Genomic DNA, 19,294 nt, shown 5'->3' with positions numbered 1-19,294 from the left:
TAACTGAAAAGGGCAGGGCCAAATGGCGCTGCCCTTTTGCTTTCTAAACCGTTAATGACAACCGGGCATCATGGAAAATAAAAGCATTCCTCAAGCCACGTCGCCCCTGGCCGCGTGGCTTTCTTATCTGGAAAACCTGCACAGTAAAACTATCGACATGGGCCTTGAGCGCGTAAGCCAGGTTGCCGCGCGCCTTGACGTGCTGAAACCTGCGCCTTTCGTGTTTACCGTGGCCGGCACTAACGGTAAAGGCACCACCTGCCGTACGCTGGAATCTGTCCTGATGGCAGCCGGTTATAAGGTAGGCGTTTACAGCTCGCCGCACCTGGTGCGCTACACCGAGCGCGTGCGGGTGCAAAACACCGAGCTGGCCGAATCGGCCCATACGGCGTCGTTTGCCGCTATCGAAGCCGCGCGCGGCGATACCTCATTAACCTATTTCGAATACGGCACCCTGTCGGCGCTGTGGCTGTTTAAGCAGGCGCAGCTGGACGTGGTGATCCTGGAAGTGGGGCTGGGCGGGCGTCTGGATGCCACCAATATGGTAGATGCGGATGTCGCCGTCGTCACCAGCATCGCGCTGGATCACACCGACTGGCTGGGGCCCGACCGCGAAAGCATTGGCCGTGAGAAGGCCGGTATTTTCCGGGCCAATAAGCCTGCCGTGGTTGGCGAACCGGACATGCCACATACCATCGCTGATGTGGCGAAAGAGAAGGGTGCTCGACTGCTGCGTCGCGGCGTGGACTGGCAGTATGAGGTGCAGGACAACGGCTGGCGCTTCAGCGACGCGCAGGGCGTGCTGGAGAATCTGCCGCTGCCGCAGGTGCCACAGCCTAACGCGGCGACTGCGCTGGCAGCCCTACGCGCCAGCGGATTAGCGGTAAGCGAGCAGGCAATCCGCGATGGCATTCAGAACGCACTGCTGCCGGGACGTTTTCAGATTGTGAGTGAGTCACCGCGTCTGATTCTGGATGTTGCACATAACCCGCATGCGGCGGCGTACCTCGCAGGACGTCTCAAATCGTTACCAAAAACCGGGCGCGTGCTGGCGGTTATCGGTATGCTTCATGATAAAGATATCGGCGGCACGCTGGCCTGCATGGAGAGTGTGGTCGATAGCTGGTATTGTGCTCCTCTGGAAGGGCCGCGCGGCGCGACTGCTGAGCAGTTGATGGAACATCTCGGCAAAGGCGAAATCTACAGCAGTGTGGTTTCGGCCTGGCGTGCCGCGATGGCGGAGGCTAAACCAGAAGATACCGTGCTGGTGTGTGGGTCATTCCACACGGTGGCACATGTCATGGAAGTGATGGACGCGGGGAGAACCGGTGGCGAGTAAGTTTCAGAACCGTTTAACAGGAACCATTGTGCTGGTCGCGCTCGGGGTGATTATTCTCCCGGGATTGCTCGACGGGCAGAAAAAGCATTACCAGGATGAATTTGCGGCCATTCCGCTGGTACCCAAACCGGGCGATCGCGACGAGCCCGATATGCTGCCAGCGGCAACGCAGGCGCTGCCAGCCCAGCCGCCTGAAGGCGCAGCGGAAGAGGTGCGCGCAGGTGATGCAGCCGCGCCGTCTCTTGACCCGTCGCGTCTGGCGACGAACAATAACATCGAGATTGATCCGGTGCCGGTAGAACAGCCTAAGCCTGTTGAGAAGCCGAAACCGGTGGAGAAGCCGCAGCCGAAACCGCAGCGGGATAAAGCGGCCGAGCAACTGGCAGCCGCTTCAGAAACGCCACCGCCGGCGAAACAGGACGCGGCCCCTACCGGCAAAGCCTATGTCGTTCAGCTCGGTGCATTGAAAAATGCAGATAAGGTCAATGAGATTGTGAGTAAACTGCGCGGCGCGGGATACCGTGTTTATACTTCACCCACCACGCCGGTACAGGGTAAAATTACCCGTATCCTCGTGGGGCCGGATGCGTCTAAAGATAAGCTCAAAGGTTCGCTTGGCGAGCTGAAGCAAATCTCCGGCCTGAGCGGTGTGGTGATGAACTACAGCGCAAACTGACAGAAATTACCCCCTCACCCTAACCCTCTCCCCAAAGGGGCTAGGGGATGGTTTGCTCCCTCTCCCTTGAGGGAGATGGCCGGGGTGAGGGGGAGGCAGACGTTCACAGAAACGTCAAAGGTGCGGTGGCGTTGAGCATTTTTTCAGCGCCTTTTTTATTTACGCGTGGGAAGGAAATCCCTACGCAAACGTTTTCTTTTTCTGTTAGAATTCGCCCCGAACTGGATGACAGGGCGTTTAATCGTGGGACACATATGGTCTGGATTGATTACGCCATCATTGCGGTGATTGGTTTTTCCTGTCTGGTTAGCCTGATCCGTGGCTTTGTTCGTGAAGCGTTATCGCTGGTAACCTGGGGTTGTGCTTTCTTTGTTGCCAGTCATTACTACACTTACCTGTCTGTCTGGTTCACGGGCTTTGAAGATGAACTGGTCCGAAACGGAATCGCCATCGCGGTGCTGTTTATCGCGACGCTGATTGTCGGCGCTATCGTCAATTACGTGATAGGTCAGCTGGTCGAGAAAACCGGTCTGTCAGGAACGGACAGGGTGCTCGGCATCTGTTTCGGCGCGTTGCGAGGCGTGCTGATTGTGGCCGCGATCCTGTTCTTCCTGGATACCTTTACCGGGTTCTCCAAAAGTGAAGACTGGCAAAAATCGCAGCTCATTCCGGAGTTCAGCTTCATCATCAGATGGTTCTTTGACTATCTGCAAAGCTCGTCGAGTTTCTTGCCCAGGGCATAAACCCTGAGATGTGGCTTAACGAGGAAAAGACGAATGTGCGGTATTGTCGGTATCGCCGGTTTCATGCCGGTAAACCAGTCGATTTATGACGCGTTAACGGTGCTTCAGCACCGTGGGCAGGATGCTGCGGGTATCATCACCATTGATGCAAACAACTGCTTCCGTTTACGCAAGGCGAATGGCCTGGTAAACGATGTGTTTGAAGCCCGCCATATGCAGCGTCTGCAAGGTAATATGGGGATCGGTCACGTTCGTTATCCTACTGCTGGCAGTTCCAGCGCCTCTGAGGCTCAGCCTTTTTACGTTAACTCCCCGTATGGCATCACGCTTGCCCACAATGGCAATCTGACCAATGCCCACGAGCTGCGTAAAAAGCTGTTTGAAGAGAAACGTCGCCACATTAACACCACGTCTGATTCTGAAATCCTGCTCAATATCTTTGCCAGCGAGCTGGATAACTTCCGCCATTATCCGCTGGAAGCAGACAACATTTTTGCCGCCGTTGCCGCGACTAATCGCCAGATCCGTGGCGCGTACGCTTGCGTGGCGATGATTATCGGTCACGGCATGGTGGCCTTCCGCGATCCAAATGGCATTCGCCCGCTGGTGCTCGGCAAACGTGACCTCGGCGATGGCCGTTCCGAGTACATGGTTGCCTCCGAAAGCGTGGCGCTGGACACGCTGGGCTTCGAATTCCTGCGTGATGTCGCGCCAGGCGAAGCGGTCTACATCACCGAGAAGGGCCAGCTGTTTACCCGCCAGTGCGCCGACAATCCGGTGAGCAACCCGTGCCTGTTCGAATACGTTTACTTCGCGCGTCCGGACTCGTTCATCGACAAAATTTCCGTTTACAGCGCGCGCGTCAACATGGGGACGAAGCTGGGCGAGAAGATTGCCCGCGAGTGGGACGATCTCGACATCGACGTCGTGATCCCAATCCCTGAAACCTCCTGTGATATCGCGCTGGAAATTGCCCGTATTCTGGACAAGCCGTACCGTCAGGGCTTCGTGAAAAACCGCTACGTTGGCCGCACCTTTATCATGCCGGGCCAGCAGCTGCGTCGTAAGTCCGTACGTCGTAAGCTAAACGCTAACCGTGCCGAGTTCCGCGACAAGAATGTGCTGCTGGTGGACGACTCCATTGTGCGCGGCACGACGTCTGAGCAGATCATCGAGATGGCGCGTGAGGCCGGGGCGAAGAAAGTATATCTCGCCTCCGCAGCGCCGGAAATTCGCTTCCCGAACGTGTATGGCATTGATATGCCAACCGCTAATGAGCTGATTGCGCATGGCCGAGAAGTGGATGAGATTCGCCAGATCATCGGGGCCGACGGCCTGATTTTCCAGGATCTGAACGATCTGATCGATGCGGTGCGCGCCGAGAACCCGGATATTCAGCAGTTCGAATGCTCGGTATTCAATGGGATCTACGTGACAAAAGACGTAGACCAGCAGTATCTCGACTACCTTGATTCTCTGCGTAACGACGATGCGAAAGCCGTCCAGCTGCAAAACGATCTCGAAAGCTTAGAGATGCACAACGAAGGTTGATGCGTATGCAGGTGAGGGCGTTCGCCCTCACTTGCAACTCCCCGTAAAATCCTGCACAGTCAGCCCTGAAATCAGCAAGGGCAAAAATCATGAAACGACTCATTGTAGGGATCAGCGGTGCCAGCGGCGCGATTTATGGCGTCCGGCTGTTACAGGTGCTGCGTGACGTTGCTGGCGTAGAAACCCATCTGGTGATGAGCCAGGCGGCGCGTCAGACCCTCTCTCTTGAAACCGATCTCTCTCTGCGCGACGTTCAGGCGCTGGCTGATGTTGTTCACGATGCCCGCGATATCGCCGCCAGCATCTCTTCGGGCTCGTTTAAAACGGCCGGCATGGTTATTTTGCCCTGTTCGATTAAAACCCTCTCCGGTATCGTAAACAGCTATACCGACACGCTGGTGACGCGTGCGGCGGACGTTGTGCTGAAAGAGCGTCGTCCTCTGGTGCTCTGCGTGCGGGAAACGCCGCTACACCTGGGACATCTGCGTTTAATGACGCAGGCAGCCGAACTGGGAGCTGTGATAATGCCGCCGGTCCCCGCGTTCTATCATCGTCCACAAACGCTGGACGATGTCATCAACCAGACCGTTAACCGCGTGCTGGATCAGTTCGATATAGATCTGCCGGAAGATCTCTTTACCCGCTGGCAGGGGGCGTGAGGCTGTGCACAAACAAGGTGCATGAAATGACTGTTTGCCCTGTTTCAGGGCAAAACTGCAACCGCGATCATATCCTCGACATTTAATTCGCTTTTTCCCTTTTTCTCTTTCCGGTTCGTTCGGCAGACCTGCTATCTTTCACCATTAAGGCAGTATCGCAACGTTTTATTAACATATTTAACGTCGTAGTTTTAACCCGACGACAATGTGGCATAAGACCTGCAAGAGCAGCCTGCAACACAACACACAACATAAACCATAATAAAATCACGGTTCTTGAGGGTAAATGTATGAAGAAGACGGTTCTGGCTCTGTCTTTGCTCGTGGGCTTGAGTGCAGCAGCAAGTAGCTATGCAGCGCTACCACAGACAGTTCGTATCGGTACAGACGCAACCTACGCGCCATTCTCCTCCAAGGATGCGAAAGGCGATTTCGTGGGGTTTGATATCGATCTGGGAAATGAGATGTGCAAACGCATGGAAGTGAAATGCACATGGGTGGGCAGTGACTTTGACGCGCTGATCCCGTCGCTGAAAGCCAAGAAAATTGATGCCATTATCTCTTCTCTCTCCATCACGGAAAAACGTCAGCAGGAGATCGCCTTCTCAGAGAAGCTCTACGCTGCCGACTCACGTTTGATTGCCGCGAAAGGCTCGCCAATCCAGCCGACCATCGACTCGCTGAAAGGCAAACATGTTGGCGTGCTTCAGGGCTCGACCCAGGAAGGTTACGCCAATGCTAACTGGCGCGAGAAAGGCGTCGATGTGGTCGCTTACCAGAACCAGGATCTGATCTACTCTGACCTGGCGGCAGGCCGTCTGGATGCCGCGTTTCAGGATGAAGTCGCCGCGAGCGAAGGCTTCCTGAAACAGCCTGCGGGTAAAGAGTACGCCTTTGCCGGCCCGTCGGTGAAAGACAAAAAATACTTTGGCGACGGCACCGGTATTGGTCTGCGTAAGGATGATACCGAGTTGAAAGCCGCCTTCGACAAAGCGTTTAATGAGCTGCGTAAAGACGGTACCTACGACAAACTGGCGAAGAAATACTTTGATTTCAACGTCTACGGTGATTAATACCTAAATGAGATGCACTGATGTGGTGCATCTTTAGGGGAAGTGTTCCAGTATGGTGCAAGCAATGCACCATATTGGACCGCCGTGTGCATAGTTAAGCATTTTAAATGCAAAAATTCCCGTTCAGAGGCATTAATCTTTGCCTGAGTGAGGGGATTAATGGCACATTAACGGCACCCCATAGTCGTAAAATCTCGTATTTAGACAGTTTGTTGAGGACAGATATGAAAAAACTGGTGTTGTCACTTTCTCTGGTACTGGCCTTTTCCAGCGCCACCGCAGCATTCGCAGCCATTCCGCAGAAAATTCGTATTGGGACTGACCCAACCTACGCACCTTTCGAATCGAAAAATGCGAAGGGGGAACTGGTCGGTTTTGACATCGATCTGGCTAACGAGCTGTGCAAACGCATTAAAGCGCAATGTACCTACGTTGAAAACCCGCTGGACGCGCTAATCCCGTCCCTGAAAGCGAAAAAAATTGACGTGATCATGTCCTCCCTGTCTATCACCGAAAAACGTCAGCAGGAGATTGCCTTCACGGACAAACTCTACGCGGCTGACTCACGTCTGGTGGTGGCGAAATCCTCTGACATTCAGCCAACCCTTGAATCTCTGAAGGGCAAACGCGTGGGCGTGTTGCAGGGTACGACGCAGGAAACCTACGGTAACGAGCACTGGGCGCCAAAGGGGATTGAAATTGTCTCTTACCAGGGTCAGGAAAACATCTACGCAGACCTGACGGCAGGCCGTATTGACGCGGCATTCCAGGATGAAGTGGCGGCAAGCGAAGGCTTCCTGAAACAGCCTGTGGGTAAAGATTACAAGTTTGGCGGTCCGTCCATTAAGGACGAAAAACTCTTTGGCGTTGGCACCGGTATGGGCCTGCGGAAAGAAGACAACGAACTGCGTGAAGCCCTGAACAAAGCGTTCGCCGAGATGCGCGCGGACGGCACTTACGACAAGCTGGCGAAAAAGTACTTCGATTTTAATGTTTACGGCGGCTAATCGCCCCGTCTGATAACGTGCGGCCCCTCCCGTTGCGGGAGGGGAAAAGACACGGTTCTACCACTCACGAGACGACAGGGCACGCGGTATGCTGTACGGATTTTCTGGCGTTATTTTACAGGGCGCGCTTGTCACCCTTGAGCTGGCTATCAGCTCCGTGGTGCTGGCGGTGCTGATAGGCCTGGCGGGCGCGGGGGCAAAGTTATCCGCCAACAGACCGCTGGCGCTGATATTTGAAGGCTATACCACGCTGATTCGCGGCGTGCCTGACCTGGTGCTGATGCTGCTGATCTTTTATGGCCTGCAAATCGCACTTAACGGCGTCACGGATGCCATCGGCATGGATCAGATCGATATCGACCCGATGGTGGCCGGTATTATTACCCTTGGTTTTATCTACGGTGCTTATTTTACTGAGACCTTTCGCGGCGCTTACATGGCCGTGCCGAAAGGGCACATTGAAGCGGCGACCGCCTACGGTTTTACCTCCTCACAAACGTTTCGCCGGATCATGTTCCCGGCCATGATGCGCTACGCGCTGCCGGGCATCGGTAACAACTGGCAGGTTATTCTCAAGGCAACGGCGCTGGTCTCCCTGCTGGGTCTGGAAGATGTGGTGAAGGCCACGCAGCTGGCGGGTAAAAGCACCTGGGAACCGTTCTATTTTGCGGTAGTCTGCGGCGTAATCTATCTGGTCTTTACGACCGTCTCCAATGGTGTGCTGCTTCTGCTCGAACGTCGCTACTCCGTGGGTGTGAAGAGGGCTGACCTGTGATTGAGATTATTCAGGAGTACTGGAAATCCCTGCTGTGGACGGATGGCTACCGCTTTACTGGCGTGGCGATCACGCTGTGGCTGCTGATCTCCTCGGTGGTCATGGGCGGCATTCTGGCGGTGTTTCTCGCCATTGGTCGCGTGTCGAACAATAAATTTATCCAGTTTCCGATCTGGCTGTTCACCTACGTGTTTCGCGGTACTCCGCTGTACGTGCAGCTGCTGGTGTTCTATTCCGGAATGTACACGCTGGAGATCGTGAAAGGCACCGAGATGCTGAACGCGTTCTTCCGCAGCGGTCTGAACTGTACGGTGCTGGCGCTGACCCTCAATACTTGCGCCTATACCACCGAGATCTTCGCCGGGGCCATCCGTTCTGTGCCGCACGGTGAGATCGAGGCGGCGCGCGCGTACGGCTTCTCGTCCGTGAAGCTCTACCGCTGTATTATTCTGCCTTCGGCGCTGCGTATTGCGCTGCCGGCCTACAGCAACGAAGTGATTTTAATGCTGCATTCGACGGCACTGGCGTTTACCGCCACGGTACCTGATCTGTTAAAGATTGCCCGCGATATTAACTCTGCCACCTACCAGCCGTTTACGGCGTTTGGCATTGCGGCAGTGCTCTATTTGATCATTTCTTACGTCCTGATCAGCCTGTTCCGTAAGGCTGAAAAACGCTGGTTGCAGCATATAAAACCGTCGACGCACTGAGAATTTATGATGGCTGAGAACAAATTAAACGTAATTGATTTGCACAAGCGCTACGGCGAACATGAAGTGCTGAAAGGGGTGTCGCTGGAGGCTAACGCGGGCGACGTGATCAGTATTATCGGCTCATCAGGTTCGGGTAAAAGTACCTTCCTGCGCTGCATCAACTTCCTCGAAAAGCCGAGCGAAGGATCGATTGTGGTGAGCGGACAGAACATCAACATGGTCCGTGATAAAGACGGTCAGCTTAAAGTGGCGGATAAAAATCAGCTGCGCCTGCTGCGTACGCGTCTGACAATGGTATTCCAGCACTTCAATCTCTGGAGCCACATGACGGTGCTGGAGAACGTGATGGAAGCGCCGGTTCAGGTGCTCGGCTTAAGCAAGCAGGAAGCCCGCGAGCGTGCGGTGAAATACCTGGCGAAAGTGGGGATCGACGAGCGGCAGCAGATCAAATATCCGGTGCACCTGTCAGGGGGACAGCAGCAGCGTGTTTCCATCGCCCGCGCGCTGGCGATGGAGCCGGAAGTATTGCTGTTTGACGAACCGACTTCCGCGCTGGATCCGGAACTCGTTGGCGAAGTGCTGCGCATCATGCAGAAGCTGGCGGAAGAGGGCAAAACGATGGTGGTGGTGACGCACGAGATGGGCTTCGCCCGTAACGTTTCTAACCACGTTATCTTCCTGCATCAGGGCAAGATTGAGGAGCAGGGGCATCCGGACGAAGTGCTGGCGAACCCGCAAAGCCCGCGTTTGCAGCAGTTCCTGAAAGGCTCGTTGAAGTAGGTTTGGCCTTTCTCCCTCTCCCTGTGGGAGAGGGCCGGGGTGAGGGCATCAGACAGCAGTGCAGCCCAATCGACCGGGTGTTCCCCCTCTCCCCGTGGGAGAGGGCCGGGGTGAGGGCATCATACCGCACCACACTCCAGCCGATACACCCAGTCGTCATACCGTACGCCGTTAATCTCGTACGCCTTCTCCAGTACCTGCGTGCGCACAAAACCTGCTTTCTCAAGAACCCGCACCGACCCAACGTTATCCGCCAGCACGTACGCGTTTATCGCCTTCACGCCCGTCTGGTTAAATGCATACTCACACACCGCCCGCAGCGCCTCGCTGGCAATGCCTTTTCCCTGCGCGTCAGGCACAACCGTGTAGCCAATATCCGCCTCTTCACGGTTCGCCGCACTGATTTGCAGGCCGATATCCCCGAGCGGCGTAACGTCGTTATGCAGACGGATCACAAAGACATGCTCCGCCATCAGGCGCGCGGCAAATACGCGGCGCGTCTCTTTTTCAGGCATGATAGCGGCCATATAGCGCATGATGTTGGGGTCTTCGCGCAGAGAGCGAAAGAACGCCCAGTCAGAAGGTTCGAAAGGGGTGAGGTGAAGCCGGGTTGTGGTGATGGTTGCCATAGTTACGCCATATCATCCAGAGATGGCGTATAACTCTAACATATTCACTGCACCACATCCCCCAGCGCCTCTTCCAGGTCATACCAGCGGAACGTAAATCCGGCCGCTTCCAGCCGTTTTGGCAGCGCGCGCTGGCCGCCCAGCACCAGCACCGAAGATTCGCCCATCAACAGCCGAATCGCCGTCGCAGGCACGCGCAGTACCGCCGGGCGATGCAGGGCATGACCCAGGGCGTGAGCAAACTGTTCATTACGTACGGGGTAGGGAGATACCATGTTAAACGGCCCGCGCAGGTCGTTATCCAGCAGCCAGAGAATACCGTTGACCATATCGTCGATATGGATCCACGCCAGATACTGACGACCGTTGCCGATGGGCCCGCCAAGCCCCATTTTAAACGGCGGCAACATTTTACCGAGAATACCGCCTTTCGGAGCAAGCACCACGCCGGTGCGCAGCAGGCAGACGCGGGTGTTATCGCTCTGCGCCCCGCAGGCGATACGCTCCCACTGGGCGCAGAGTTTATGGGTAAACTCGTTGTGCGGCGGCTCTTCTTCGGTCACCACCACTTCACCAAGATCGCCATAGTAGCCTGTTGCAGAGCCGGAAATCAGCACCGAGGGCGGCATCTCGCTGTTACGAATCAGCTCAACCAGCCTTTCGGTCATGTTCCAGCGGCTGCTGCATAAACGCTGTTTTTGCTCTTCGGTCCAGCGTTTATCAGCGATAGGCTCGCCTGCGAGGTTGATGACGGCGTCAAAGCCGTTCAGATCCTGCCGTTCCGCCAGGCCTTTCCAGATCTCAACGCCGGTGCCCAGCACCTGGCGCGCTTTCTCCGGGCTGCGCGTGACCACGGTAATGTCGTGATGCAACGCCTGCAAACGTGGAATGAGATGGCGACCAATCAGCCCCGTACCGCCGGTGAGCAGGATCTTCATACAACCTCCAGGTTTACGCCTGGCGCTGCCAGCTTAACGTCATGGAGACGGAGTCGGCGTAGCGCAGGGCGTGAAGTTTATCGATCTCCACTTCAGCATAAGTGACCCAGTGGTGTTCGCGTGCGATGTCGAGCACATCCTGAGTTAATTTTTCCAGTAGCGCAAAACGGTTGTTCTCAACGTACTGGATGATGCTTTTGGTGATCGTGCGATAGTTCAGCGCGTCATTGATGTCTTCGCTGGCGCGCGCCTTGTCTGCCGGGTAATGGATCACGACATTCACCACGATATCCTGGCGATTCGCGATCTCCTCCTCTTTGATACCAATGAATGTACGTAAGCGAAGGTTTTTTATACGAATAATAGCGTCAAGCTGGGACATTGCAGGTCTTCTCCGTGTCAGTATTTTTACCTCATCATACATGAGGAGAACACCTGCACCCAACGGGGCACAGGCTCAAGTCTGATGGATTTTTTGCATGGCGCGTTCGGTTGCCGGGCGGGTCCGGATGCGCTCAAACCAGTTGTTCACCGCCGGATAAGTGGCCAGGTCGATCCGGTGGCGTTCATGGGTGTTGATCCACGGCCAGCAGGCGATATCTGCGATGCTGTAATGCTCACCTCCCAGCCACGGTGATTTTTCCAGCCGACGGTTCAGGACCCCGTACAGGCGCTGGGTTTCGACCTGATATCGCTCAATGGCGTAAGGGATCGTCTGCGGCGCATAGGCGGTAAAGTGATGATTCTGCCCCAGCATCGGCCCCAGGCCGCTCGACTGCCAGAATAACCATTGCAGTGTGTGATGACGCTCGCGCAACTCCCCGCTCAGGAGCTTGCCGGTTTTCTCTGCCAAATAAAGCAAAATCTCTCCGGACTCAAACAGGCTTAACGGTTTGCCCCCGTCAGAAGGCAGGTTATCAATGATGGCCGGAATTTTATTGTTGGGCGAGATGGCCAGAAAAACGGGGCGGAACTGATCGCCTTTGCTGATATCCACGCGAATGATCCGGTAGTCCAGTTCGGCTTCTTCAAGAAAGAGGGTGATCTTATGGCCATTAGGGGTGGGGGCATAATAGAGATCTATCATTCTCAACTCCTGTCAGTGCGAATAGTGTTGCCATGAAAAATCAGTATAGGTGCTTGTTGTAAATCGTGAGTTTTCATCAAGTGACAGCGAGGCAAAGAGATTATATGTTGAGTGAAAACCGATCAGCCGATGAGGATGTTATGAGCCAGCCTGTAATAACGTTGTGGTCCGATGCGAACTTTTTTTCTCCTTATGTCATGAGCGTTTATGTGGCGCTGGCAGAAAAGGGGCTAACTTTTAGTCTGAAAACCGTTGACCTGGACAGCGGCGAACATCTGCAACCTCAGTGGCAGGGCTACGCGCTCACCCGCCGTGTCCCTGTGCTGGAGATTGACGGTTTTGAGTTGAGTGAATCCTCAGCGATTGACGAGTACCTTGAAGACCGCTTTGCCCCACCAGAGTGGGAACGCATCTATCCTCACGATCTGCAAAAGCGCGCCCGCGCCCGCCAGATCCAGGCGTGGCTGCGTAGCGACCTGGTGCCGATTCGCACAGAACGCTCCACGGACGTGGTGTTCGCTGGCGTCAAAAAGCCCGCCCTCAGCGAGGAAGGCTTATCCAGCGCCCGGAAGCTGATTGATACCGCGTCATCGCTGCTGTCACAGGGTAACCCAAACCTGTTTGGCGAGTGGTGTATTGCCGACACCGATCTGGCGCTGATGCTCAATCGCCTGATCCTCAACGGCGATGACGTCCCACAGCTGCTGGTGGATTACGCCACCTTCCAGTGGCAACGCGCGTCGGTACAGCGCTATCTGGCACTCTCTGCTAAGCGCGCGGGCTGATAAGACGGGGCGCTTGAGGTATGATAGGGGCAGTCTGAATTCCCGAGGAGTAACTGATGAAACTGATGTTTGCGTCGGATATTCATGGATCGCTGCCCGCGACCGAACGCGTGTTATCTCTGTTTGCCCAAAGCGGGGCGCAATGGCTGGTGATCCTGGGCGATGTGTTAAACCACGGCCCACGCAATGCGTTGCCGGAAGGCTATGCTCCCGCGCAGGTGGCGGAAAAACTTAATCATTTTGCCTCGCGCATTATCGCCGTTCGCGGCAACTGCGACAGCGAAGTTGACCAGATGCTGCTGCAATTTCCCATCACCGCTCCCTGGCAACAGGTGTTGATGGAAAACAGCCGTTTGTTCCTGACCCACGGGCACCTGTTCGGCCCGGATAACCTGCCGTCACTCGCCGCTGGCGATGTCCTGGTTTATGGTCATACTCATATTCCGGTGGCGGAAAAACGCGGGGCGTTTTACCACTTTAACCCCGGGTCTGTCAGCATTCCTAAAGGCGGTAACCCGGCAAGCTACGGCATGTATGAAGACGGGACATTAAGCGTTATCGCACTTAATGATCAGCAAGTTATTGCGCAGATAGCGATTAATCCGTAAGTTACACCACAACTGCAAACGCGCCGAAAGAGCGCTTAGACGAGAAGGTTTCCCGATGGTGGAGCAGAATCATTTGGCAAGTACTGAGTGGGTTGACATTGTCAGCGAAGAGAATGAAGTGATCGCGCAGGCCAGCCGCGAACAAATGCGTGCGGAGCGTCTGCGTCACCGCGCGACTTACATCGTTGTTCATGACGGCATGGGCAAGATTCTGGTCCAGCGTCGCACTGACACCAAAGATTTTCTTCCTGGTATGCTGGATGCCACAGCGGGTGGCGTCGTGCAGGCCGATGAAGTATTGCTGGATTCCGCGCGTCGTGAAGCGGAAGAAGAGTTAGGTATCGCTGGCGTGCCGTTTGCCGAGCACGGACAGTTTTATTTCGAAGATGAGCATTGTCGCGTCTGGGGCGGGCTGTTTAGCTGCGTTTCCCACGGACCTTTCGCCTTGCAGGAAGAGGAAGTGAGCGAAGTGTGCTGGATGACGCCGGAAGAGATCACCGCGCGTTGCGACGAATTCACGCCGGATTCCCTTAAAGCACTGGCGCTGTGGATGACCCGCAACGCCAAAAACGAATCCGCTAAACCGGAAAATAAGCCGGAAAAAGAGGAAGAGGCTGAGTAAGCCTTAACAGCTTTCCCGCAGACACAGGCTGGACGCGATGGGTTTATGGTCGCGCCAGTCTCCGTCATTTAGACGTTCCAGTAACGCTTTCCCGGCTTCAATCCCAATCTTGCGGTGCGGTACTGCCATCGTCGTCAGCGGCGGCTGACAGACGCGGCTTACGTCGCTGTCGCCAAAACCTACGACCGCCAGATCGTCGGGCACCTTGATGCGCCGACGCTGGCACTCATATAGCGCGCCGCAGGCCAGTTCATCTGATACGCACACCAGCGCATCCAGCTCCGGCCACGCCAGCAGAAACTCCGGCAATTGTGCCGCACCGGTGGAAAAGCTCGGCGGCATGGCGGCATTAATCACTCTGTTTGGCGACAGGTGGTGGCGCAGCATCGCCTTGTACCAGCCCTGCAAATGCTGCTGAAAAATCCACTGCTCCTGGTTAGCGCACAGCAGGCCGATATTCTGGTAGCCGCGCTGAATCACCATTTCGGTAAGTTCATACATGGCGGCGACGTTATCAATCCCGATATTCATATCAATAGGATCGGCACGCATTGCACCCATTTCCATCACCGGGATAGAGGCGTTTTTTAGCCAGTGTCGCACGGTATCGGAGTGCTCGACGCTGAGCAGTATCGCCGCGGCGATGTTCGAGGCCAGCAGCGTTTCAAGCAGTTTCTCTTCCTGTTCAAGACGATGCTGAGATTCCGCCAGCATAATCTGATATCCGGCTGGCTGGAGCACCTGCTGTAGCCCGGCGAACATCTCGGAACAGCCAGCTTCGGAAAGATTGGGTACTACCATCGCAATCGTCCATGACGATGCCGATGCCAGTGCGCTGGCGGCAAGATTGGGCATGTAACCCAGCTCCTGCACCGCGGCTTCAATTTTTTCACGCAGTTTATCGGAAACCTGTTCGGGCGTGCGGAGGGCACGGGAAACAGTCATCGTGCCTACGCCGGCAAGCTGCGCGACATCCGCGAGCGTTACTTTTCCGGTACTGCGCCGTTTTCGGGTTAAAGACATACATCTTCCTGCTGACAGGACGCGATTTAGTTTCATCCTTCATTTTACGTGACAGGCAGTATACGCCTTAAATCCCTTTTTTTGCTGTGATTTCGCACCAGGATAGCAATTTGATAGCGCTATCACAGTTCTGCATGTTGGTCGTTGGTAGCGCTATCTTTGTGATCGCGATCGCAGTCATTAATTGATGGGTTGAATAGAGTTTGCCCATGTCTGGTCTTTAGCGGGAGTGAAAAATGCTCAAAAAGTGGATATATGATACAACCATCATCCTACAGGATAGCGTTGAAAGCTGGCCCCAGGCGCTGGAACTGTGCGCGAAACCGCTGCTGGATTTGCAGGTCATTGCGCCGGAATATGTCACGGCTATCATTGAGCAGCATCACAGGTTAGGTCCCTACTATGTGCTGGCTCCTGGGCTGGCAATGCCACATGCGCGACCGGAAGAAGGGGCGAAAGGACTTGGCCTGTCATTATTAAAACTGAAACAGGGCGTCTCATTTGGTGCTGGTGAGTTTGACCCCGTCGATGTGATTGTGATGCTGGCGGCGCCGGACAAACATAGCCATATCGAAATGATCTCTGCCTTAGCAGAATTATTTTCCAGCGACGAAGATATGGCTGAATTACATCGGGCGAATACGCTGGAGGAGATAAAAACCGTCATCAATCGCTTCTGATTTAATTATTTAATCCGATTCATCTCAACATTACGCGTCAGCGTGATGGGGCGTACTCTACTCAAAAAAGGGGATAACAATGAAAATTATGGCTATTTGCGGCTCCGGCCTGGGCAGCAGTTTTATGGTCGAAATGAATATTAAAAAGGTGCTCAAAAAACTGGAAATTGAGGCAGAGGTTGAACACTCCGATCTCTCCTCGGCCACGCCGGGCGCGGCGGACCTGTTTGTAATGGCGAAAGACATTGCCGCCAGCGCCAGCGTGCCGGAAAGCCAGCTGGTGGTGATCAACAATATTATCGATATCAACGAACTCGAAGCGCAGCTGCGCGCCTGGTTCGAAAGACAATAATCCTGAAAAGGCGAGGTGGATATGTTTATCCTTGAAACGCTGAATTTCGTTGTTGATATTTTAAAAGTCCCTTCAGTCCTGGTCGGGTTAATTGCCCTGATTGGTCTGGTGGCGCAGAAAAAAGCCTTTTCAGATGTGGTAAAAGGCACAATTAAAACCATTCTCGGCTTTATTGTACTGGGCGGCGGCGCAACCGTGCTGGTGGGCTCTTTAAATCCGCTCGGTGGTATGTTTGAGCACGCCTTTAATATTCAGGGCATTATTCCCAACAATGAAGCTATTGTGTCGATTGCCCTGGAAAAATATGGTGCCTCCACCGCGCTCATTATGGCTTTCGGGATGGTGGCGAATATTATTGTCGCGCGCTTTACCCGCCTGAAGTACATCTTCCTGACCGGGCATCACACCTTCTACATGGCGTGCATGATTGGCGTGATCCTGACGGTCGCAGGCTTCGAAGGGGTAGGGCTGGTCTTCACCGGTTCGTTGATCCTCGGCCTGATTATGGCCTTCTTCCCGGCGATTGCGCAGCGCTATATGAAGCGTATTACCGGCAACGATGAGATCGCCTTCGGTCATTTCGGCACGCTGGGCTACGTGCTGTCCGGCTGGATTGGCAGCAAGGTCGGTAAAGGCTCGCGCTCCACCGAAGAGATGAACCTGCCGAAGAACCTCAGCTTCCTGCGCGACAGTTCGATCTCCATCTCACTGACCATGATGATTATCTACCTGATTATGGCGGTGAGCGCCGGGCGTGAGTACGTGGAGGCCACCTTCAGCGGCGGCCAGAACTACCTGGTGTACGCCATCATTATGGCCATCACCTTCGCGGCAGGCGTGTTTATCATCTTGCAGGGTGTGCGCCTGATTCTGGCGGAAATTGTCCCGGCCTTTACCGGCTTCTCGGAAAAACTGGTGCCCAATGCGCGACCTGCGCTGGACTGCCCGGTTGTCTACCCGTATGCGCCAAACGCGGTGCTGATTGGCTTCCTGTTCAGCTTCCTCGGCGGGATTGTGGGCTTGTTCATCTGCGGTCAGTTTAGCTGGGTGCTGATCCTGCCGGGCGTCGTGCCGCATTTCTTCACCGGTGCAACGGCGGGCGTGTTTGGGAACGCCACCGGCGGACGTCGCGGGGCGATGATTGGCGCCTTTGCTAACGGCCTGCTGATCACCTTCCTGCCGGTCCTGCTGCTGCCTGTTCTGGGCGCGATTGGCTTTGCGAATACGACCTTCTCGGACGCCGACTTTGGCGCCGTCGGGATTGTGCTCGGCAACCTGGCGCGCTTCCTGTCGCCGCTTGCCATCACCGGACTGGTTGTTGTGTTGTTTGCGCTGCTGGTGGCCTACAACGTCTTCGCTAAAAACAAACCTGCCAGCGGTAACGCGCAGGAAAACCCCGGAGCCAAATCATGAATGAGAATGAAATAACCGAACTGGCGCGTCAGATCCGCCTTGAGACGCTGAAATCCCTGACGCAGCTGGGTTTTGGTCACTACGGCGGCAGCATGTCAGTCGTTGAAACACTGGCCGTTCTGTACGGCGCGGTAATGAAAATTGACCCGGCCGATCCGGACTGGCCAGAGCGCGATTACTTTGTGCTGTCGAAGGGCCATGCGGGCCCGGCGCTGTACAGCACGCTGGCGATTAAGGGCTACTTCCCGATTGAAGAGCTGAGCACGCTAAACCAGAACGGAACGCGTCTGCCAAGCCACCCGGATCGCCTGAAAACACGCGGCGTGGATGCCACCACCGGATCGCTGGGGCAGGGGATCTCCATTGCAGGCGGCATGGCGCTGTCGCACAAGCTGGCAGGAAGGCCAAACCGGGTGTTTTGCATCGTTGGCGACGGGGAGCTGAACGAAGGGCAGTGCTGGGAAGCCTTCCAGTTTATTGCTCACCATCGACTGAACAATCTGACGGTGTTCGTGGACTGGAACAAACAGCAGCTCGACGGCGAGCTGGACGAAATCATCAGCGCCTTCGATCTGGAAGGCAAATTCCGCGCCTTTGGTTTTGACGTGGTGACGGTGAAAGGGGACGACATTCCGGCGCTGCTGGAGGTGACCGCGCCGATCCCTGCGACCGATGCGCGTCCGCGGGTGGTGATCCTCGACAGCATCAAAGGGCAGGGGGTGCCTTACCTGGAACAGCTCAGCAACTCGCATCACCTGCGATTAACTGAGGAAAGCAAAGCGGCGCTCAACGAGACGATTCGCCAACTGGAGGCTTCACATGATTAAGGTTGCACCGACAGGACAGAAAGATGCCGTTGAGATGCGTAAGGTCTATGCGGGTTTTGTGGCAAAACAGATTGAGGCCGGGAGCGAGATTATTGCGCTCGAAGCGGATCTGATGAGTTCGATGGCGATGGACGGCGTAGCGCGTGATTATCCACAGCACGTCATCAACTGCGGCATTATGGAGGCCAACGTGATTGGGACGGCCGCCGGGCTGTCGCTCACCGGACGTAAGCCGTTCGTCCATACCTTTACCGCCTTTGCCAGCCGTCGCTGCTTCGACCAGCTGTTTATGTCCCTGGACTACCAGCGCAATAACGTGAAGGTGATTGCCTCGGATGCGGGCGTGACGGCCTGCCACAACGGCGGGACGCATATGTCGTTTGAGGATATGGGCATCGTGCGCGGTCTGGCGCATTCAGTGGTGCTGGAGGTGACCGATGCGGTGATGTTCGAAGATGTGCTGCGTCAGCTTATCGACCTGGAAGGCTTCTACTGGGTGCGGACCATCCGTAAACAGGCGCCGAGCGTCTATGCCCCGGGGTCAACCTTCACCATCGGCAAGGGCAACGTGCTGCGCGAGGGAACCGATATTACCCTGATTGCTAACGGCATTATGGTGGCGGAAGCGCTGGAGGCGGCGCGCCAGCTGGAGCAGGAGGGGGTAAGCGCAGCGGTCATCGACATGTTTACCCTGAAGCCTATAGATCGGATGCTGGTGAAAAATTATGCCGAGAAAACCAGGCGTATTGTGACCTGCGAAAACCACAGCATTCACAACGGGCTGGGGTCGGCGGTGGCGGAAGTGCTGGTGGAAACCTGTCCGGTGCCGATGCGGCGGGTTGGGGTGAAGGAGCGTTACGGTCAGGTAGGCACGCAGGACTTCCTGCAGAAGGAGTATGGCCTGACGGCACATGACATTGTGTCGGCGGCACGAGAGTTGCTGTAATAAAAAAGGCGACCGTTGAATGGTCGCCTTTTTTTGCCGGATGGCGCTTCGCTTATCCGGCCTACAAA

23 protein-coding genes are annotated in these 19,294 nt (G+C 55.4%); 18 read left to right on the top strand and 5 right to left on the bottom strand.

Going from position 1 to position 19,294, the window contains the following annotated elements:
- Positions 1–70: 70 nt before the first annotated feature.
- The 10 genes from folC (at position 71) to hisP (ending at position 9,316) form a co-directional block, all read left to right on the top strand.
- Positions 71–1,339 carry a bifunctional tetrahydrofolate synthase/dihydrofolate synthase gene (gene folC, locus L3069_RS15575; RefSeq protein ID WP_038416461.1) on the top strand — a complete coding sequence of 423 codons (1,269 nt, stop codon included), beginning with the start codon at positions 71–73 and terminating at the stop codon, positions 1,337–1,339.
- Positions 1,329–2,015: a cell division protein DedD gene (dedD, locus tag L3069_RS15570; protein WP_023300639.1), complete on the top strand. Its 687-nt coding sequence runs from the start codon at positions 1,329–1,331 to the stop codon at positions 2,013–2,015. Before folC ends, dedD begins: the two co-directional genes overlap by 11 nt.
- A gap of 254 nt (positions 2,016–2,269) precedes the next feature.
- Entirely contained in the window at positions 2,270–2,758 is a 489-nt protein-coding gene (cvpA, locus tag L3069_RS15565; RefSeq protein ID WP_000262116.1) for a colicin V production protein, read from the top strand.
- 33 nt (positions 2,759–2,791) lie between these two features.
- Positions 2,792–4,309, top strand: a complete 1,518-nt coding sequence (gene purF / locus L3069_RS15560) for an amidophosphoribosyltransferase (RefSeq protein WP_008502595.1) — start codon at positions 2,792–2,794, stop codon at positions 4,307–4,309.
- 89 nt (positions 4,310–4,398) lie between these two features.
- Positions 4,399–4,968: a UbiX family flavin prenyltransferase gene (locus tag L3069_RS15555; protein WP_015572254.1), complete on the top strand. Its 570-nt coding sequence runs from the start codon at positions 4,399–4,401 to the stop codon at positions 4,966–4,968.
- Positions 4,969–5,258: 290 nt separating this feature from the next.
- Entirely contained in the window at positions 5,259–6,041 is a 783-nt protein-coding gene (gene argT / locus L3069_RS15550; protein ID WP_015572255.1) for a lysine/arginine/ornithine ABC transporter substrate-binding protein ArgT, read from the top strand.
- 224 nt (positions 6,042–6,265) lie between these two features.
- Complete coding sequence (gene hisJ, locus L3069_RS15545) at positions 6,266–7,048, top strand: histidine ABC transporter substrate-binding protein HisJ (RefSeq protein WP_003861421.1); 783 nt, start codon at positions 6,266–6,268, stop codon at positions 7,046–7,048.
- An 88-nt stretch (positions 7,049–7,136) separates the two neighbouring features.
- Positions 7,137–7,823 (top strand): histidine ABC transporter permease HisQ, encoded by a 687-nt coding sequence (locus L3069_RS15540; RefSeq protein ID WP_006811404.1) that lies wholly within the window; start codon positions 7,137–7,139, stop codon positions 7,821–7,823.
- Positions 7,820–8,533, top strand: a complete 714-nt coding sequence (locus tag L3069_RS15535; protein ID WP_003861424.1) for an ABC transporter permease — start codon at positions 7,820–7,822, stop codon at positions 8,531–8,533. Before L3069_RS15540 ends, L3069_RS15535 begins: the two co-directional genes overlap by 4 nt.
- Before the next feature lie 9 nt (positions 8,534–8,542).
- Positions 8,543–9,316, top strand: coding sequence for a histidine ABC transporter ATP-binding protein HisP (gene hisP / locus L3069_RS15530; RefSeq protein WP_003861426.1), 774 nt, complete (start codon positions 8,543–8,545; stop codon positions 9,314–9,316).
- A gap of 119 nt (positions 9,317–9,435) precedes the next feature.
- Here hisP and L3069_RS15525 read toward each other — a convergent pair whose 3' ends face one another.
- The 4 genes from L3069_RS15525 to yfcG form a co-directional block, all read right to left on the bottom strand.
- Entirely contained in the window at positions 9,436–9,945 is a 510-nt protein-coding gene (locus tag L3069_RS15525) for a GNAT family N-acetyltransferase (protein ID WP_038416458.1), read from the bottom strand.
- Positions 9,946–9,989: 44 nt separating this feature from the next.
- The gene (locus L3069_RS15520) at positions 9,990–10,883 is read right to left on the bottom strand and encodes a TIGR01777 family oxidoreductase (protein ID WP_023300635.1); all 894 of its coding nucleotides are present in this window, start codon (positions 10,881–10,883) and stop codon (positions 9,990–9,992) included.
- Positions 10,884–10,896: 13 nt separating this feature from the next.
- A complete protein-coding gene (folX, locus tag L3069_RS15515) occupies positions 10,897–11,265 on the bottom strand; it encodes a dihydroneopterin triphosphate 2'-epimerase (RefSeq protein WP_038416456.1) in 369 nt (122 codons plus the stop codon).
- A gap of 75 nt (positions 11,266–11,340) precedes the next feature.
- Positions 11,341–11,970 (bottom strand): GSH-dependent disulfide bond oxidoreductase, encoded by a 630-nt coding sequence (gene yfcG, locus L3069_RS15510; protein ID WP_038416454.1) that lies wholly within the window; start codon positions 11,968–11,970, stop codon positions 11,341–11,343.
- Between the two features lie 140 nt (positions 11,971–12,110).
- Between yfcG and yfcF the strand changes: the two genes are divergently transcribed.
- Genes yfcF through yfcD form a run of 3 tightly spaced genes read left to right on the top strand, consistent with a single transcriptional unit; the run spans position 12,111 to position 13,985 of the window.
- Positions 12,111–12,755 (top strand): glutathione transferase, encoded by a 645-nt coding sequence (gene yfcF, locus L3069_RS15505; protein ID WP_038416453.1) that lies wholly within the window; start codon positions 12,111–12,113, stop codon positions 12,753–12,755.
- Positions 12,756–12,811: 56 nt separating this feature from the next.
- Positions 12,812–13,363 (top strand): phosphodiesterase, encoded by a 552-nt coding sequence (yfcE, locus tag L3069_RS15500; protein WP_023300633.1) that lies wholly within the window; start codon positions 12,812–12,814, stop codon positions 13,361–13,363.
- 55 nt (positions 13,364–13,418) lie between these two features.
- Positions 13,419–13,985, top strand: coding sequence for an NUDIX hydrolase YfcD (gene yfcD, locus L3069_RS15495; protein ID WP_023300632.1), 567 nt, complete (start codon positions 13,419–13,421; stop codon positions 13,983–13,985).
- 3 nt (positions 13,986–13,988) lie between these two features.
- Here yfcD and L3069_RS15490 read toward each other — a convergent pair whose 3' ends face one another.
- Positions 13,989–15,008: a LacI family DNA-binding transcriptional regulator gene (locus L3069_RS15490; RefSeq protein WP_023300631.1), complete on the bottom strand. Its 1,020-nt coding sequence runs from the start codon at positions 15,006–15,008 to the stop codon at positions 13,989–13,991.
- 236 nt (positions 15,009–15,244) lie between these two features.
- Here L3069_RS15490 and L3069_RS15485 point away from each other — a divergent pair, with 236 nt between their 5' ends.
- From L3069_RS15485 to L3069_RS15465, 5 genes are all read left to right on the top strand, one after another.
- Entirely contained in the window at positions 15,245–15,688 is a 444-nt protein-coding gene (locus tag L3069_RS15485; RefSeq protein ID WP_022648839.1) for a PTS sugar transporter subunit IIA, read from the top strand.
- A gap of 79 nt (positions 15,689–15,767) precedes the next feature.
- Positions 15,768–16,040, top strand: a complete 273-nt coding sequence (locus L3069_RS15480) for a PTS sugar transporter subunit IIB (RefSeq protein ID WP_003861447.1) — start codon at positions 15,768–15,770, stop codon at positions 16,038–16,040.
- 21 nt (positions 16,041–16,061) lie between these two features.
- Positions 16,062–17,453, top strand: a complete 1,392-nt coding sequence (locus L3069_RS15475) for a PTS ascorbate transporter subunit IIC (RefSeq protein ID WP_017383437.1) — start codon at positions 16,062–16,064, stop codon at positions 17,451–17,453.
- On the top strand, positions 17,450–18,280 hold the full coding sequence (locus L3069_RS15470; protein ID WP_038416452.1) for a transketolase: 831 nt from the start codon (positions 17,450–17,452) through the stop codon (positions 18,278–18,280). Before L3069_RS15475 ends, L3069_RS15470 begins: the two co-directional genes overlap by 4 nt.
- Positions 18,273–19,226: a transketolase family protein gene (locus tag L3069_RS15465; protein WP_038416451.1), complete on the top strand. Its 954-nt coding sequence runs from the start codon at positions 18,273–18,275 to the stop codon at positions 19,224–19,226. Before L3069_RS15470 ends, L3069_RS15465 begins: the two co-directional genes overlap by 8 nt.
- Positions 19,227–19,294 lie beyond the last annotated feature (68 nt).

This window comes from Enterobacter cloacae complex sp. ECL411, from assembly GCF_021869665.1.
Taxonomy (GTDB): domain Bacteria; phylum Pseudomonadota; class Gammaproteobacteria; order Enterobacterales; family Enterobacteriaceae; genus Enterobacter; species Enterobacter intestinihominis.
The sequence above is the reverse complement of the archived record's forward strand: the minus strand, read 5'-3'. Positions and strand labels throughout refer to the sequence as shown.